Origin of the sequence: Niallia endozanthoxylica, from assembly GCF_008710145.1 — a bacterium.
In the GTDB taxonomy this organism is placed as follows: Bacteria; Bacillota; Bacilli; order Bacillales; family Cytobacillaceae; genus Bacillus_BD; species Bacillus_BD endozanthoxylica.
The window spans coordinates 1-16,235 of record NZ_VYKL01000008.1 but is presented as its reverse complement, the minus strand read 5'-3'; the positions used below and the strand labels follow the sequence as shown (position 1 = coordinate 16,235).

Annotated in this window: 16 protein-coding genes; 8 read left to right on the top strand and 8 right to left on the bottom strand. The window is 36.2% G+C overall.

The genetic code is table 11. The features are described from left to right. Positions 1-53: 53 nt before the first annotated feature. From F4V44_RS03150 to F4V44_RS03140, 3 genes are all read left to right on the top strand, one after another. Positions 54-1,046 carry an urea transporter gene (locus F4V44_RS03150; RefSeq protein WP_223881773.1) on the top strand — a complete coding sequence of 331 codons (993 nt, stop codon included), beginning with the start codon at positions 54-56 and terminating at the stop codon, positions 1,044-1,046. Positions 1,047-1,770: 724 nt separating this feature from the next. Continuing rightward, positions 1,771-2,748 (top strand): 2-hydroxyacid dehydrogenase, encoded by a 978-nt coding sequence (locus F4V44_RS03145; RefSeq protein ID WP_150438542.1) that lies wholly within the window; start codon positions 1,771-1,773, stop codon positions 2,746-2,748. A gap of 143 nt (positions 2,749-2,891) precedes the next feature. Then, positions 2,892-3,671: an SDR family NAD(P)-dependent oxidoreductase gene (locus F4V44_RS03140; protein ID WP_150438541.1), complete on the top strand. Its 780-nt coding sequence runs from the start codon at positions 2,892-2,894 to the stop codon at positions 3,669-3,671. A gap of 222 nt (positions 3,672-3,893) precedes the next feature. On the opposite strand, the gene F4V44_RS03135 is transcribed toward F4V44_RS03140, so the two are convergent. After that, on the bottom strand, positions 3,894-4,322 hold the full coding sequence (locus F4V44_RS03135; protein ID WP_150438540.1) for an Rrf2 family transcriptional regulator: 429 nt from the start codon (positions 4,320-4,322) through the stop codon (positions 3,894-3,896). 208 nt (positions 4,323-4,530) lie between these two features. On the opposite strand from F4V44_RS03135, the gene F4V44_RS03130 reads away from it, so the two are divergent. After that, the gene (locus F4V44_RS03130) at positions 4,531-5,169 is read left to right on the top strand and encodes an NAD(P)-dependent oxidoreductase (RefSeq protein WP_150438539.1); all 639 of its coding nucleotides are present in this window, start codon (positions 4,531-4,533) and stop codon (positions 5,167-5,169) included. Here the strand turns inward: F4V44_RS03130 and F4V44_RS03125 are convergent. After that, a complete protein-coding gene (locus F4V44_RS03125) occupies positions 5,144-5,407 on the bottom strand; it encodes a hypothetical protein (RefSeq protein ID WP_150438538.1) in 264 nt (87 codons plus the stop codon). The two genes, F4V44_RS03130 and F4V44_RS03125, sit on opposite strands and share 26 nt — an antisense overlap. A gap of 279 nt (positions 5,408-5,686) precedes the next feature. Here F4V44_RS03125 and F4V44_RS03120 point away from each other — a divergent pair, with 279 nt between their 5' ends. The 3 genes from F4V44_RS03120 (at position 5,687) to F4V44_RS03110 (ending at position 8,095) form a co-directional block, all read left to right on the top strand. After that, complete coding sequence (locus F4V44_RS03120) at positions 5,687-6,220, top strand: hypothetical protein (RefSeq protein WP_150438537.1); 534 nt, start codon at positions 5,687-5,689, stop codon at positions 6,218-6,220. Between the two features lie 123 nt (positions 6,221-6,343). Next, a complete protein-coding gene (locus F4V44_RS03115; RefSeq protein WP_150438536.1) occupies positions 6,344-6,826 on the top strand; it encodes a nucleoside deaminase in 483 nt (160 codons plus the stop codon). 411 nt (positions 6,827-7,237) lie between these two features. Further along, the gene (locus F4V44_RS03110) at positions 7,238-8,095 is read left to right on the top strand and encodes an AraC family transcriptional regulator (RefSeq protein WP_150438535.1); all 858 of its coding nucleotides are present in this window, start codon (positions 7,238-7,240) and stop codon (positions 8,093-8,095) included. 335 nt (positions 8,096-8,430) lie between these two features. Here F4V44_RS03110 and F4V44_RS03105 read toward each other — a convergent pair whose 3' ends face one another. Genes F4V44_RS03105 through F4V44_RS03095 form a run of 3 tightly spaced genes read right to left on the bottom strand, consistent with a single transcriptional unit; the run spans position 8,431 to position 9,491 of the window. Continuing rightward, on the bottom strand, positions 8,431-8,712 hold the full coding sequence (locus tag F4V44_RS03105; protein ID WP_150438534.1) for a hypothetical protein: 282 nt from the start codon (positions 8,710-8,712) through the stop codon (positions 8,431-8,433). A gap of 10 nt (positions 8,713-8,722) precedes the next feature. Then, a complete protein-coding gene (locus F4V44_RS03100; protein WP_150438533.1) occupies positions 8,723-9,112 on the bottom strand; it encodes an SHOCT-like domain-containing protein in 390 nt (129 codons plus the stop codon). 13 nt (positions 9,113-9,125) lie between these two features. Next, the gene (locus F4V44_RS03095; RefSeq protein WP_150438532.1) at positions 9,126-9,491 is read right to left on the bottom strand and encodes a DUF2089 domain-containing protein; all 366 of its coding nucleotides are present in this window, start codon (positions 9,489-9,491) and stop codon (positions 9,126-9,128) included. Positions 9,492-9,875: 384 nt separating this feature from the next. Between F4V44_RS03095 and F4V44_RS03090 the strand changes: the two genes are divergently transcribed. Next, positions 9,876-10,358 (top strand): LURP-one-related/scramblase family protein, encoded by a 483-nt coding sequence (locus F4V44_RS03090; protein WP_150438531.1) that lies wholly within the window; start codon positions 9,876-9,878, stop codon positions 10,356-10,358. Positions 10,359-10,545: 187 nt separating this feature from the next. Here the strand turns inward: F4V44_RS03090 and F4V44_RS03085 are convergent, their stop codons facing one another. From F4V44_RS03085 to F4V44_RS03075, 3 genes are all read right to left on the bottom strand, one after another. Next, on the bottom strand, positions 10,546-11,784 hold the full coding sequence (locus tag F4V44_RS03085; RefSeq protein ID WP_191090542.1) for a glycosyl hydrolase family 8: 1,239 nt from the start codon (positions 11,782-11,784) through the stop codon (positions 10,546-10,548). Between the two features lie 49 nt (positions 11,785-11,833). Continuing rightward, entirely contained in the window at positions 11,834-15,139 is a 3,306-nt protein-coding gene (locus F4V44_RS03080; RefSeq protein WP_191090541.1) for a glycosyltransferase, read from the bottom strand. A 415-nt stretch (positions 15,140-15,554) separates the two neighbouring features. Continuing rightward, complete coding sequence (locus tag F4V44_RS03075; RefSeq protein ID WP_150438528.1) at positions 15,555-16,037, bottom strand: CBO0543 family protein; 483 nt, start codon at positions 16,035-16,037, stop codon at positions 15,555-15,557. Positions 16,038-16,235 lie beyond the last annotated feature (198 nt).

Here is a 16,235-nt window from a genome sequence, read left to right as displayed (position 1 = left end):
TTTAAACACCTTCATACATACGAATGTTATTAGGATATTCGTGAATCATGAAGGTGTTTTTTTTCAAAATGGAAACCCTACTGTGGATTACTATAAAGGTGATTATTATGCGAACGAATAGACGAAGTGTATTCATTAAGGATAAGTTTTTCTCTTTTATATTGGCATCTTTCAAAGGAATCTCTCAAGTATTCTTAATTGAAAAAGTAAGTACCGGTTTACTCATTCTTTTAGCCATTACCATCTCATCCTATTATTTAGGAATCATTGCTTTATTATCTTCACTTATCGGTACTTTAGTTGCAAAACTGGGTGGAGCTGATGAAAATATCATAAATCAAGGTTTATTCGGATATAACTCTGTTGTAACGGGAATGGCTCTCATACTTTTTTTAAAAGGACCATTTGCTTGGCTAATTGCTTTAGTTGGGGCGGCAATAGCTGCACTTTTCACAGCCGCCATGATTCATTTTATGAAAAGAACAGAAATGCCAGTTCTTACTTTTCCCTATATAGCATTAACATGGCTTATATTGCTTTCTACTTACCAATTGGGGAATATTAACATAGTCTCCGGATTGATTCCACATGATTTACAAAATTTGGAAATAAATAATGAAGGAATTCATTTTATAGATGCAATATTTAACGGGATTAGCCAAATTGTTTTCTTGGAGAACAAAATATCCGGACTATTATTATTTGTTGCACTATTTTTAGCGGGTAGAAAACTAGGATGCTATGCAGTCATTGGGAGTATTACTGCTGTTATGTTTTCATATGCCTTAGGAGGAGAACACAACTTAATAACAGAAGGGCTTTACGGATATAATGCAATATTAACCCTTATAGCTGTTTCAGAAGTTTTTAATAATAATAATCGCTTTGCGTTATTATTGGGCATCATCGCAGCTTGTTTAACAATCCCAATAACTGCAGGTATTAATATATTTCTATTACCCTATGGATTACCTGTTTTAACAATGCCCTTTGTTCTTTGTTCATGGATTTTTTTAGCGGTGAGGAAGGTTTTTCCAAATATATAAGCCGCTTCATTTTAGCGAACAGTGCCAGGCACAGTTCGCCAAACCTTAAATAATATGAAACAGAGGGAAACCGTTCCTGCGGTTCATATCAGCCAGATAAGAATGCAAAATAAGTATATCGTTGATGTGAGTCATTTAAGGATAATGTGGATCACTAATAATTGTGAAGGAAGCAGGGGAATAAATCTCTGCTTTTTTTTATTATCAATAATTCGCACTTTTAATCAAGCAATCTCTATGAAATTAAAATAATCCATAATTCTTCTATTCTAAACTAAAAACACTATGTGCTAAATACAAATTTAGGTTTATTGACAGCTCATTCCAAGTATAGAATATAACAATGAATCCAGCTCGTGATAGGCTTCTAACCAATCAATCGCAAGAAGGGTCATGCTTTTGGCCATTTTCGAATGTTCTAATAGAACAGAGTATAAGTAAAAGGCTTGATTTCGTTTAGTTTGGAGTCATTCTGCTTTCATGCGAACGATTAGAGAATGATGGTCGATTATGTGAATAACGGTTTTCTTTCAGTCATTATGATTGGTTCCATGTCGTAAATAGGGGAGTTGACTACCCAAAAATGCCTGAATGTTGAATGGATTGGCAGTGGGTGAGGAGGATATCTGACATGCAATTATTTCAATTATACTGTAAAATAATAATAGTTTGAAAATTGTGTACTATCTGTTACATACATTTATTACAAGGCAGGGAATTAATCATGAAACCAAAAGTCATTGTCTATAAGAAAGTAAACCAAAAGGTATTGGAATATATTAAACAGACGTGTGAGGTCGTTTATTTTGAAGAACTAGATTCACAGAACGATTCTGAATTCCTGCATGAGTTGAAGGATGCTCATGGACTATTCGGTGTTGGTTTAGGAATAGATAAAAAATTACTAGATCAAGCGCCACAGCTCAAAATAGTGTCTAACGTAGCCGTAGGCTATGATAATCTCGATTTACTTGAGTTATCGAAACGAGGGATTATGGCAACGAATACGCCAGAAGTATTAAATGAAACGGTCGCAGATACCGTTATGGGGTTGATTATAGCCACGGCTAGAAGGATGCCTGAGTTAGACTATTGGGTTAAGAATGGACAATGGGATTCCATGCTCGAAGAAAAATGGTTTGGAGTCGATGTCCATCATAAAGTACTAGGGATTATCGGTATGGGGGGCATTGGGACGGCTATTGCGAAAAGAGCTCATTTCGGCTTTAATATGGATATTTTATACCATAATCGCTCTAGAAATCATGAGGCAGAACAAACATATGGTGCTACGTATTGTTCTCTTGAGGAATTGTTAAATCAATCTGATTTTGTCTGCCTTATGACGCCTTTGACTCCTGAGACGGAAAAACTGATGGGGCTAAGAGAGTTTGAACAAATGAAACAGAGTGCCATTTTTATTAATGCTTCAAGAGGGAAAACAGTTGATGAAGAAGCCTTAATTCAGGCTCTTCAAAAGGGTGAAATCCTTGCCGCAGGGCTTGATGTGTTTGATCCAGAACCTGTTCAAAAAGACAATCCTCTTCTTTCAATGAAAAATGTTGTGACTTTGCCTCATATCGGTTCTGCCACGATGGAGACACGATTTAATATGGCTATGCTAGCAGCTGAAAACTTGGTTGTTGGGTTAAAGGGAGACGTTCCTCCAAACTTAATTAAGAGTGAAGTAAATACGAAATGACGAAAAAGAAGGATCGTTGAGCAGATATTGTTTCTGCTCAACTAAAGGTTCGGTCACTAGTGTTCTCCTGAAAAATGCCAAGATGTATAGAATAATTATAGAAGTAATTTAAATCTAGATTAATTGATTAGGTGGTAAAAGATATGAGTGTAAAAGACAAAGTATCCATTGTAACAGGAGCAGCTAAAGGGATAGGAGAGGGGATTGCACAAAAACTCGGCGAGCATGGTTCAAAGATTATTATCGCTGATATTGATGAGGAGGATGGAATAAAGGCTTTAGATAGACTAGAGTCCATGGGAATAGAAGCTATTTTTGTAAAAACGGATATAAGTAATGAACAAGACGTAAAAGATATGATTCAAGCGGGTGTACAGGAATTTGGCGGAATTGATATTTTAATTAATAATGCCGCCATTAGCTTACGTAAGTCTGTATTAGATACAACGTTGGAGGAATGGCAAAAGGTTCTCAATATCAATTTGACAGGTGCATTTCTTTGCTCAAAGTATTCCATTCCGGAAATGGAAAAACGTGGAGGAGGATCCATTGTTAATATTGCTTCTTTCCACGCTGACAGTACGATTCCACGCATCGCCGCTTATGCCACTTCTAAAGGGGGATTAACGGCTTTAACAAGACAAATGGCCTTAGATTGCGGTCCGCTTCATATTCGCGTCAATGCTGTTTCACCAGGTATCATTGATTCAGGACAGCTCATATGGAAAGACTATCCAAATCCAGATGAAGCGTTAAATCAGTCACTAGCGTTCCAACCGCTTGGCCGAATTGGGACGATTGAAGATGTGGCAAACTCCTGCTTATTTCTTGCTTCTGATCAAGCATCCTATATCAGCGGTCATACATTAAGGGTCGATGGAGGCGTCTTTAGTAAAATGGCTCGTCCTTTATTATTCGATTAACCTTTCATGGATCAATAGATTACTATTAACGGATTTCCGAAAGAAGTCTCCCATCCTCAAGGAGTGTGAAGGGCGATAGCCTAATGAATAGGTGGGGGATGAATTTCGGTTTAGAAAAAGATGCCAGGCACCTTTTCACCATAAAGAAACGTAGGGACGGATCTCCTGTTTCATCTAGGGAATATTCTCCTTAAAATGAAGCGGCAGAACCGTCCCCACGTTTCATTTCTCTGTTTCCATAACATCCTTTACTACATCTTCAATCGTTACATTTTCGAGAACCTTTTCCAGTGCAGCTTGAGCACTAGAAAAAAGGGGTCCAATGGTATTTTGAATATTCCTTCCGACGGTACAATCAGGGTTTGGATGTTCGTGAATGCTAAACAGTTCGTTATCCTTGACAACATTAACGGCTTTATAAACATCAAGCAATGTAATATCAGAAAGGTCTTTTGCAAGTTCCGCCCCTGCAATACCAGGTTGTACTTTTATTAATCCTGCTTTTTTCAGCATTCCCATAATTTTTCTGATGACGGCTGGGTTCGTGTTCACACTTCCTGCTAAATATTCGGATGAATTTACCCCATCTTTATTTATTTCAATTAAGGTTAATATATGAATTCCAACGGAAAATCTGCTGCTGATGGACATCTTCAGTCACCTTCCTTACTTTTTTACGAGAAAATAGATGAATAGGTTTATCATGTAATTCATTCGATTACAAGTATATTATAACTTAATAAGTTAGACATACTAAAAAATGATTTTTACTGTTGACATTCACATAACATGTAACTACAATGATTACATGTAATCAAATTAATTACAACTAAATTTAGCATGGTAGGGGGACTATAAAATGAAAATAGGAATTATTGGTGCAAGCGGGAAAGCAGGTAGTCTTATTTTGAAGGAAGCAGTTAATCGAGGGCATCAAGTGACGGCTATTGTAAGGGATAAGTCAAAACTTCAAGATACGAATGTTGCGGTGATTGAAAAAGGTATATTCGACCTTACACAGGATGATGTGAAGCAATTTGAAGTGGTCGTTAATGCTTTCGGTGCTCCACTTGGGGAAGAGCAAGCGCATGTGGATGCTGGACATTCTTTAATTGAGGCTTTAAAAGGAACAAATACAAGAGCCATCATCGTCGGTGGTGCCGGAAGCCTTTATGTCGATGAAAATAAAACGGTTCAGTTAATTGACACACCTGAATTTCCAGATTTCGTGAAACCAACAGCAAAAGGCCAAGGGCGGAATTTGCAAGAATTACAGACAACGACAGATCTTACATGGACATTTATCAGTCCTTCTGCCGTATTTGATGCGGAAGGAAAAAGAACTGGATCGTATCAATCGGGAAAAGATCATCTTCTTGTCAATTCAAAAGGTGAAAGCTATATCAGTTATGCGGACTATGCCATTGCCGTCTTAGATGAAATTGAACATCCACAACACGTAAACGAACGTTTTACTGTTGTTGGCGAAGCAGAGTAAGTCGTAACGGCATATCTTGAAGGGGATTTTTATTAATAGGTTTGTTTATAGCAATGACTGGTAATAAACATGGCAGAAGTGGTACATTTTTATGGCTGTAATCACTTATTAATAATAAAAAGGAAGCAAGAGATTCTCTGCTTCCTTTTTTGTTGGAATGTAGCAGTTCTCCTGACCAATCATGAAAGTGATGAATCGTTAATAGAAATGGTTTGATATCACCCAGGAGTGCTGTCATTTTCCTTCTTAATCAATTTGATTTGCTATAATCAGTTGAATCAAAACCTTACTAGTACATTTTTTGTATGTGTGTCTAAGTTGAAAGAATTATCTTTGTTATTCTACTAAAGGGCCATTTAATGGAATAAGATAACAAAAAAATTGGATTTTTTTATTAACAGAGTTCATTTTTTATATTCAAGAAAAACAACTTTTTTACTTTAGTATTGTGGTAAGATATGTATATATAATATGGAATCTTTATACATTTGCTTAAATTATGAAAGAAGGCTAGAAAATGAATATCTCCCAACTTAAAAATATTGCAATAGCGGAATTAATTGAACTAGAAGAAGACTATGTTGAACTTGTTAAAAGTACTAAAAAAAGAAAGAAAAGTAAGTTAGAAAAAGAATATGGGGTGGAATTTTTATCCATATCAACATTATTTAAGAAAGAAATAAGCAAAAAAAGAAAAGACCGAAAGTTTGCTAGTATTGTGGTTGAAATGTATGCCATAATTGAACAATTAATGTTGAATATATACGTTCACTTAGAGGGAAAAGAATTCGATAAAGATAAAATAGAATCAGATTCTCACAAATCTAAAAATACAATTGTATTAATTGAAAAAGAATTAGACAAAGTAATAAAAACTGACAATGTTCTAAAAGTATTCGCCCAGTTAAGAAATAAAATTGTTCATAAACAATATTCACTCCAATATGCTCGAAGTGTTGTAAACGGTTCTGCTAGTAAAAATAAAAAACAAATAGAGGAACTTTTTATACTTTCTCGAAGATATATTGACTCAATTAAAGAATTAAAGTAGTTAATACTAGGCCTGTTGTTTGAAACATAGGGACAGTTCGCGTTTCATATAAGAAGTATTTTCCTTAAAATGAAACCGTCCCCGCGTTTCCGAAAAATAAAAAAGGGCGAGGAGGAGTCAAATATGATAAGTGATACAGATTTGAAGCACTTGCGACGTTGTGTGGAATTAGCAAAAATTGCTCTGGAGAAAGGTGACGAGCCATTTGGTTCAGTACTTGTTTCAGCCGATGGAAAGGTGCTTTTTGAAGATCATAACCACGTGGCAGGCGGTGACCATACCCAACACCCGGAATTTGCTATAGCGCGATGGGCAGCTAATAACATGGGACCTGAAGAAAGAAGCAAGGCGACAGTATATACCTCTGGGGAACATTGCCCTATGTGCGCTGCGGCTCATGGTTGGGTTGGTTTAGGTCGAATCGTTTATGCAAGTTCATCTGAACAGTTGGTACAATGCTTAATTGAATGGGGCGTTGCTCCATCGCGTGTTCGGAATCTGCCCATTCAAGATGTCATTAGTGATACCACAGTAGATGGCCCTGTTCCTGAACTAGCGGAAGAAGTTCGACAACTCCATCGTCAGTTTTACGCAAGGGGACGTTAAACATAACACAATCTCGACATTTAGAGCTATAAGTTATACATATGATAATAAAAGCCTGCAGTACTAGGTACATAATGTCTATCGTTAATAAAATCATAAAAAAGTAGCATGGATTAGTAAAATCCAATGCTATTTTTTTGCTTCTTAAATGACCACGGTGAACGGTATCATCAATAAATGACAAGTCCATTTGATACCAAAGTTTTATATTCGTTCCTCAGCAATCGGACCATTTTCTTGAACAAAAGTTTAAAATGAAAATTGGCTAAATATAGGTTAAAGTAAAGAAGATGCAAGAATTGTACTTAAATTAACTAGGCAATAAAGATATAACTCCTGTCCAAACAGAGCACAAATTAACAGGAATCGTGTTCACGTTATACTTATTATTTACTTAAGGAGTTGAGCATTATGGCATTGGTGGAATCATTACAAAAGGCAATAGACTACATGGAAGAACATTTACTAGATCATCTAACGATTGAGGAGATATCCAAACGTGCAAATGTATCTCCTTTTCACTTTCAACGTACATTTATGATCTTGACAGATCTATCTGTCGGAGACTATCTTCGGCGACGCCGTTTAACTTTAGCAGCACAAGAGTTAACCAGCACAGATAGCAAAATTATTGACCTTGCTTATAAATATGGCTATGAAACTCCCGAAGCTTTCTCAAAAGCTTTTCGTAAACAGCATGGTATGACTCCACGTGAAGTGCGTAAAGGGATAGGGAAACTGCAATCGTATAACCGCCTGACTATACAGGTGAATTTGAAAGGAGCAGAACCGATGAAATATCAAATTGTTGAAAGAGATGCTTTCCAAGTTATTGGTGTAAAACGTGAATGTCCATGTGGTGCTGACACAGAAGGTCCGGGTATCCCAGAATTTTGGGGCGAAGTCAATGCAAATGGAACAGTCAACAAGCTGATACCATTTATCAACGGAGAAATTAACGGTTTATTAGGAATGACTGACAAGTATAATGCTGAGAAAAATACGATTGATTACTGGGTTGCTGCGGAGCATGTTGGAGAGGTGCCGGATGGATTATTGAGCTATGAATTCCCCGCATCCAAATGGGTCGTTTTTGAAGTGCAGGGGCCTGCTCCAATAGCAATGGTCAATACTTGGAAACAAATCTATTCTGAATGGATTCCTTCCAATGGATATGAAATAGCTGAGCTTCCAGCCATAGAAGCTTATATAGATTCTAATCTCCATAGCCCAAATTCGTTGAATGAAATATGGCTTGCCGTAAAATAGAACTTTGTACTTTTTACAATAATTAAGCACGCTGACCCATGCATGGTAAGCGTGCAAAACGCGATATCTTCAAGAATCGGGCGCGATGGCTGAATAAAACTTAGATGTTTAAACGACTTTATTATTATATTTTTTAGTATAATGAAGCATCTTACATCAAAAATGAAACAACTATATTTTTAACCCCGTCCTAAATGTAAAACGGGGTTATGCTTGTTTGAGCTTTTATGATTAAATTACTTTATTATCTTTTTACAATTTCCTCGGTATTTTAAGCGAGCGAGTAGGCTGTTTCTTCAAAAAACCAGTCAATAGTCGGTGTATTCTATAATAAATTATAGTCTAACCTTAACCTCAGTACCGTCCATAGCTTTGACATCTACTAGCACGATTCCCTTATAATTTTTCAATTCCTTGACGATAGGCTTTAGCGTTTCTTTGTCTATTTGCGGAAAGGTAACGTCCAGTTTTTTTCTTTCGAAGTGCTCTTTTGTCCATTTGTTTACATTTTGCTGAAAAAGCTTTGAAGACAAAATAGAAATAGCAAGGTGTAACATAGCATATGGAATGGGGAGGGTAAATCGAACGTCTTTTGCTTTCACTTTTACATGTATCATAAGCCAATCACTAATCAATGATGACTGAAACGGTATCTCCGTTTGCCGATTTAATATCAATGATTTGGCCATCTAATTCATTTTCGATTGCTTCAATAATAAGGCTTATGTCTATATCCTTCACGTATTTTTCCGATTGAGGGATACTCGCTGCGATGCTGTGTCCAGCCATTAATACGACCTTGACAAGTTTTATAGGCAAATTGACAGTAACGTTATCATTTTCGGCAGATACCACACGAATTTTTAATGTTTTATCTAAATATGGAGTCTGGTTTTCAAAGAGCTTATTACCTGTCTCTTCTTTCTCTTTTAATAATTGAATCAGTTCTGATCCCTTATCTGCATCAATTTTCCCTTCTTGAACCATTGTTAACACTCTTGTAATTTCCTCTTTCATCGGTTATTCCTCCTTATTCTTCTTTTAAGAGCTTAATGGCTTCTTCTGGAGTGATTTCGCCATTTTCCAACATGGTGACCACTTTTTTCTCATCTATTTCATTTTTCTTCTTCTGCACATATCCAAGGGTTGAAATGATGTCTGTTAGCTTGCTTCGAACCGTTGGATACGAAATCCCTAGTTCCTTTTCAACTTCCTTGATATTCCCTCTGCATGTTAAAAACACTTCCACAAAATGAAGCTGATCTTTTGATAAGGATGCCAGCTTAGATAATTCAAACTCATTTTCAATCGTCGTGTGACAATGAGAGCACTGTAACTTTGTAATTTTCAGGGTTTTACTGCATACAGGACAATTTGTAATTACTGGATAGGCCATAATGAAATTCCTTCCTTTTTGTTGATTCGATTATACAACAAGAAATTGAAAATATAAATAATAAAAATTAATTTTTTTAATTAAATAAATTAATAATATTAATTAGTTATTTAATATTATTGGTTATTCGTTTTTATTATTCATTCAAATATGATATTTACCATAATGGTTGATTTTCATTTTGTTATCGGGCTAGATGGCGAAGGAAGAATGGCTGATTTTACAAAAGGTAAATTAGTCAAGGATAAATAATAGTGAATCGAAAAGAAGGAGCTTTTGAGTGGAGCTATTATTTGGAATTTCATGCATGAGTTTGGAACCAATGCCCATTTCAAACGTAAGTAATGTAAAAGACTTAAGGTTGTTATGGTTGGGGGCATAAGTATGAGGCAGCTTTATATCAAGCAGAAGGTATTCAGTCTTAGCGGGAAATTTACAGTAAAGGATCAACAGGAGAAGGATAGATATTACGTGGAGGGAAGTTTTATGAAAGTTCCAAAGACTTTCACCATTATGAATACAGCAAGAGATGAAGTAGCACTCATTACGAAAAAGATGTTCAGTTTTTTACCCCAGTTTTTGGTTGAGGTGAATGGTCGAGAGGTATTAACAATAAAGAAGGAATTTTCCTTCTTAAAAGCACGATATACCATTGATGCGGCAGCCATTGAAGTACATGGTAATTGGTGGGATATGGATTTTCAAGTTTTACAGCATGGTAAAATTGTAGGTAAGGTGGGCAAGGAGTGGTTCACTTGGGGAGATAGCTACAAGATTCAAATAATAGATGAAGAGATGGAAACCATTATTATTGCACTCGTTGTTGCCATTGATTGTGTGAAGGCTGACCAAGCAGCTGCGGTTTAAAGTAGAAGTATAAAATTAAAAGGCTGACAGTTTTTTTAAATCACTGCTTAATCATTTGTCACAGGGACCGCTGAAAAGTGTTCACTTTGAACAATTGATTAGAAGTGTCATCAATATACAGTGAAAAAAGGACACTGATCTACATATAGTAGGTAATCAGTGTCCCTTTTTCTTTCAATGGAGTTTTTCAGTGGCTTCGAACCGTCCTGGTGTTTCTAAACTTTTCCTTTTCTCCTGCTGCTTCTTCTATAAATAGCATAACCAACAGCCGAATCGTATCACTGTAGTAGTTACTTGTTTTATTCGGACCCAATTCCTCTGTCATTTTCCCCCACAAGTGATTCATCCACTCTTGATTTTTTGTATCTATTGAAGCGCTTGCTGCAAAAGGAGCGATAAAAGCGATATCTGAGTAGGATACTAGTGTATGTCCATCCAAATCATAACCAGCTTTAATAGAAGATGGATTATTTTGTGTCGCTTTGATCATCCATGTATTTATTTTTTCTAATTGATGTTTTACGTCCTTATCCGTTGTAAGGACGTACCCAGCAGCTAATCTCCATGGTACCCGGCATGCATTATATGAATAATAAGGGTCATTTTTCCCTTCAAGAAAGTATGGATCTACAGGAACCCATTCTCCTTCTTTTTTCCAAATAAAGTCAGGCATTAATCCTGTTTCAGAACTGAACTGATTTTGAATCTTCGTAGTCAGTTCAATCATCTTATCTAAAACCTTTTTCCACCTTTCATCACCTGTTACCTCATAAAATACAGCTATATGGCCAACCATCCAGTCAGATGTTCGAGAGGCTGTACCATATTTCGGATCATCATCTTTTACCCAGTCTCCAAGCTTTAATGTCCATTCATCATGGTTGACAACGGAATCCATCAACGCGTTAATAATCCAGATTGCCTCTTGCTTATAATGAATGTTCCCGTCGCTTCCCCAAAGTTGGTCAGCGAGCAGCAAGGCATAGGCGATATCCATATCACCATCTGTAGCGGATCCAGTAAACTGTCCATTTTTGTCATCCTTCATGGTCCCATCTTTTTGTCGAAATTGTCTCCAAACCATAAAAGAATGGTTACGATCGGAAGGGTGACTTTTAGCATATCGAAACATCCCATCAAAGATTGCTCTCGTTTGAATGTCAAACTGTTCCTCCATCAACACCATAATGAACATTCCATAACCATGCGCTTCGGAAACCGTATTATGGCGGTTATCATATGACACATAATATTGATTTCCCTCAATCTGTTTCACATACTGTGCTTTCCAAAGTTCATAAGCATACCTAATATCACTTTTCCTTTGTTTCGCGGAGTAATCAGGTGGGACTAAAGAAGATGGTTGAATATTTTTTAACAGAAACCATATTAAAATTATCGCTATCGGTACCAAGATGATTAACATTTTTCTCACCCTCAAATAATCACCTAACATACTTTTTTATTTCCCTCTATCACACACTAAAGTCTACATTCTTTTCCTGGTGCTTTTCAAAATCTGTTTGCACTACATTGCCTGTTCGCTGCAGTTTGTTCCAACCCATCAGCTGGCCTTTGATGGCAAATAAAAGTGATTTCCATACCACATAGGTAAAGAATTGGCGGTAGACCATACGCTGAATAAACAAGGTCAATAATGGTTTTTTCTTTTCCTTTTCTAAACTAAAGGCATAGATAGAAGCTAGGGCATCCATCAATAAAAATATCAAATAAAAATAAACGACAAGCATATGACCATAAATAAGCGCAATGATGAGAATGATATCTGCGAGTGGGGCAGAGGCCAGCAGGACATATTGGAATAACATGTTTGGTATGGCAATCAAGCCAAGTTTTTTATTTTTCTTATCGAATACTGCTCCCTTATGCTTCCACAAGCATTGCAAAATGCCAAAAGTCCAGCGATACCGCTGTTTAATAAAACTTCTAATATCTTCCGGTGCTTCCGTATAGGCAATGGCATCTACCTCACTTCTAATCTTGTAACCTTTACGTAATAACTTCATTGTTACGTCCGTATCTTCCGCTAATGTATCTTCCTCGAATAAATCAACCTCCTTTATGGCGCTTTTTTTCCAAGCTCCAATGGCCCCTGGAACAACTGTAATACTATCTAACTCATCAAACGCTCGTTTCTCTAAGTTAAATCCCGTTACATACTCAATATGCTGCCACCAAGTAAGAAGGTTTTTACGATTACCAATCTTGACATTGCCTGAGACAGCGCCGACATTTGGATCTATAAAATGTCTAATGATCATAGAAATCGTATCTTCAGCAATGACCGTATCTGCATCTAAGGTCACAATGATTTCTGCTGAAGCATGCTCAATACCAAGATTTAGTGCAGAGGATTTCCCCCCGTTTTCTTTTCTAAGTAAACGTATGTTTGAATACTTCTTACATTCCGTTTCTACGATGTTTACCGTCTGATCCTTTGAACCATCATCAACAATGATAAGCTCAAATCGACGATAGCGGCTATTCATGATCGAATGAATGGTTTTTTCGATGACTGTTTCTTCATTGTAAGCAGCGATAAGAACACTAACAAAAGGCTGGTAGGAATCTTTATACACAAGATGCTTGCTTTTCCTTTTTTGTTTTAGGCTGAAAAAGAGCAGCATAGCCAGACGGAGCAGTCCAATCGTAATTAATAGGTATAGGAAAAACTTGACTGATTTGATCAATGCGGCTTGAAAGAATGAACCATATAAATAAAATGGCGTAATGGATTCCTCTGTTTCTTGAACAGGGGGCATAACTGTGCTTCGTTTCATCCCAACCAATTCACTAACAGGTACAATCGAATATCCATTAGTTTGTAACCACTCAATTATTTTCGGAAGTGCCTCAATTGTCGGAGTTCGATCTCCACCTGAATCATGTAAAAGAATAATTTGACCGTTTTGAACATGGGCTATAGTTTCTTTAACTATTTCCTCCGCCGATTTTCCATTCCAATCCTTAGGGTCTATAGTGGAATCAACGACTGTGTATCCTAAATTCTGAATTTTAACCATTCTATCAAAAAATTCCTTCGTTGGTGGCTCATTAGGTCTTTTATTGAATGAAAGGAGTGGCGGACGAAACATAATCACTGAATGCCCTGTAATACCTTGTATGACACGTTGGGTAGAATTTAGTTCCAACTCTAATTTTTTATCTGAAATAGACATAACATCGGTATGAGTAAACGTATGACTGCCAACTTCATGCCCCTCTTTATGGATTCTTTTTGTCAGTTCAGGATACAGGGAGGCATTTCGGCCAATTAGAAAAAATGCTGCTTTCACTTTATAATGATTTAAAACCTCTAGAATTTTCCCTGTATATTCTGGATTCGGTCCATCATCAAAAGAAATCGCTACCTTTTTTTCATCTACCCCATATCGTTCTAGTAGATAGGGAGTTGGGTACTTTTCATACATTTCCTTTTTTATGAAATGATGGTCAAGCTCGAATCTTCGCTTTCCTTCTGCTTCTACTTTAGTCACTTTCAAAAAATCTCCTTTTCCCTCTATTGCTGTCGATACAGAGTTTGGAATGGTTTCTAAATCTAGCGGATTGGCCTTATGATTTGATAATAATCTCCAAATGGTTGGATCTTCTGAACCGATGTTCCAAATTCCTATAGATGGAATGTGATAACTTTGTGCTATTTTCAATTGATTATAAAAAGTAGCAGCATCTAAAAACCAAATAAAATGTTCTTCATTATGTTCTTTATAACGAACATACGGAGCTAAGAAATGCTGATTCCACTGTATTGTGAGATTTTCCCTATTTATCATCTCTATCAGTGTGGAGAAATAGTATGGTGTAGCAGGTTCACCTGTCGTTACATTCCAGTCATATCCATAGTTTGCCAAACATAGTACTAATTTTTCTATAGACCCTTTATATTGATTAACAAGTTCCTGTGTCCATTGAAAGGATGCTAATGGACCAGGCTCCGATTGTTCAGTTTGTTGATCAAATGCTCTGACAATCATATGATCGGATACATCAGAAAGCAGCTTTGTATCGTATGTATCATCACCTAGGCGAACAAATACTGTAAGCAGTAATCCGGAATGATGAAAAGAGTGATATAAATCGGCAACAAACTGATAATAAAGTTCTTTATCCTCCCAGTGAACACTCTCGAAGTTTAAATGGACGCCTTGGTAGCCTTTTGTTTGAATCACACTTAACAGGTTTTGGATTATTTGATTTTGGGTTTGAGGATTGGAAAGCCAGTTGTGAACATCATCGGCCGTACTATTTGCATCCAGTGTAATAGATGGGATTATTTGTACACCGTTTTTCTTTGCTAAGTAATCAATTTTCGGATCTGATTTTTCTATAATCCTGCCTTCTTTGTTGAAATAAAACCAATCAGGGATAAGAACATCAATGGAATGAATGTTTTTCTTGAGAGAAACCTGATTCTCCTTATTTGAATGGTGTTTCGATTGATAAAAAGTAAAAACCTTTGGTTTTGTTTCTTGTTCCGTTATATGGATGGAATCAAGTGAAATCTCATTTCCATCAGCGGGAACTGGATTGGAAACAGAATGATTGATTGGTTCAATACTACTATTATTCATATCTAGATGAGCCAAGGTGGGGATAGTAAACAATCCTTTTACAATGAAGAATATGAAAATAATGGTCATCAGTGAAAGGAGACTAAAACTAATCTTTGAATATTTCCACCTTTTTCCGGACTTCTCAAAAAATATAAATCTTGTAGATTCTTTCTGATCCATTTTCATTCGTCTACCCTGCCTTTTAAACTTTAAAAAGAATAGTTTGTTCTTTATAATGAACAACATGAGTAAAAAAAATCTCGTCATTCAAAATAGATTCTCTTAAATAAGAGTATATTTTGAATGACAAATATTACAATAGATACGACAAAACAACCCAAAATATAACAAAAATTTCTAATTTACTTGTGAAACATAGGGACGGTTCGAGACTGCTGAAAAAGTATAAAAATGAATTTCAATTAGTATTTTATATCCTTGCATCATATTGATAGGATAAGCCTATTATTTTTTGGGGGGGGGTAATCGGTCAGAAAGGAGCTCCTGTTTTGACAACTTTATCAGTGGTCTCGGACGGTTCTACTGTTTCATCTGGAAAATATTTTCCTTGAAATGAAGCGGCAGGAACCGTCTCCGCGTTTCACAATTTGTTATTTTCATTTATCGAATTTTGCCTAACTAATTTAATGAATAGTCGAATACTTAGATATTTAATATTCATAGAAATGAATGTATGATACCACTTCCAACCTTTGTGCCATTTAACCAGTTTTAAATATCTACTTGTCAAAACTTCAATCAGAAGTTGTGGGATGGTAAATAAAAATAACTTCCCAACCAGATGGATAATGGATGTCTCTTTGTAGGTTAATTGATTGTAAAAAACACTAACAACGGGACAGAGGAATAAATCGAAAACGATATGAAACTTAAACGTTTTAGGGAAAAATCGTATAGGATAGGAAAGTAATTTCTTTTCCACCAAAATAATATCAAGTAAAACAGAAGAGAGTGCTGTTATTAAATAAACGATTAGCCAATCTTTAATGGGTTTCTTTTTAAAAGCGACTGGTAAAGCGGATAATCCAAGTAAGAGAAACATACGAAGCACCATTTTACTCATCTTCTATTTGCCCCCTTTCTCAAAAATAAAGTCACATTTCCTGCTGTACTTGTATCCAAGAGACATAGGTAGTGTACCCAAATAATGAATTAGTGAAACGCAGGGTTTCGCGTTTCATAGGGGAACTCTTTTTCCTGAAATGAAACGGCAGAATGAACTGAACCCAAAAAGTTAGACAAATATTTTTATGCAGCTAAA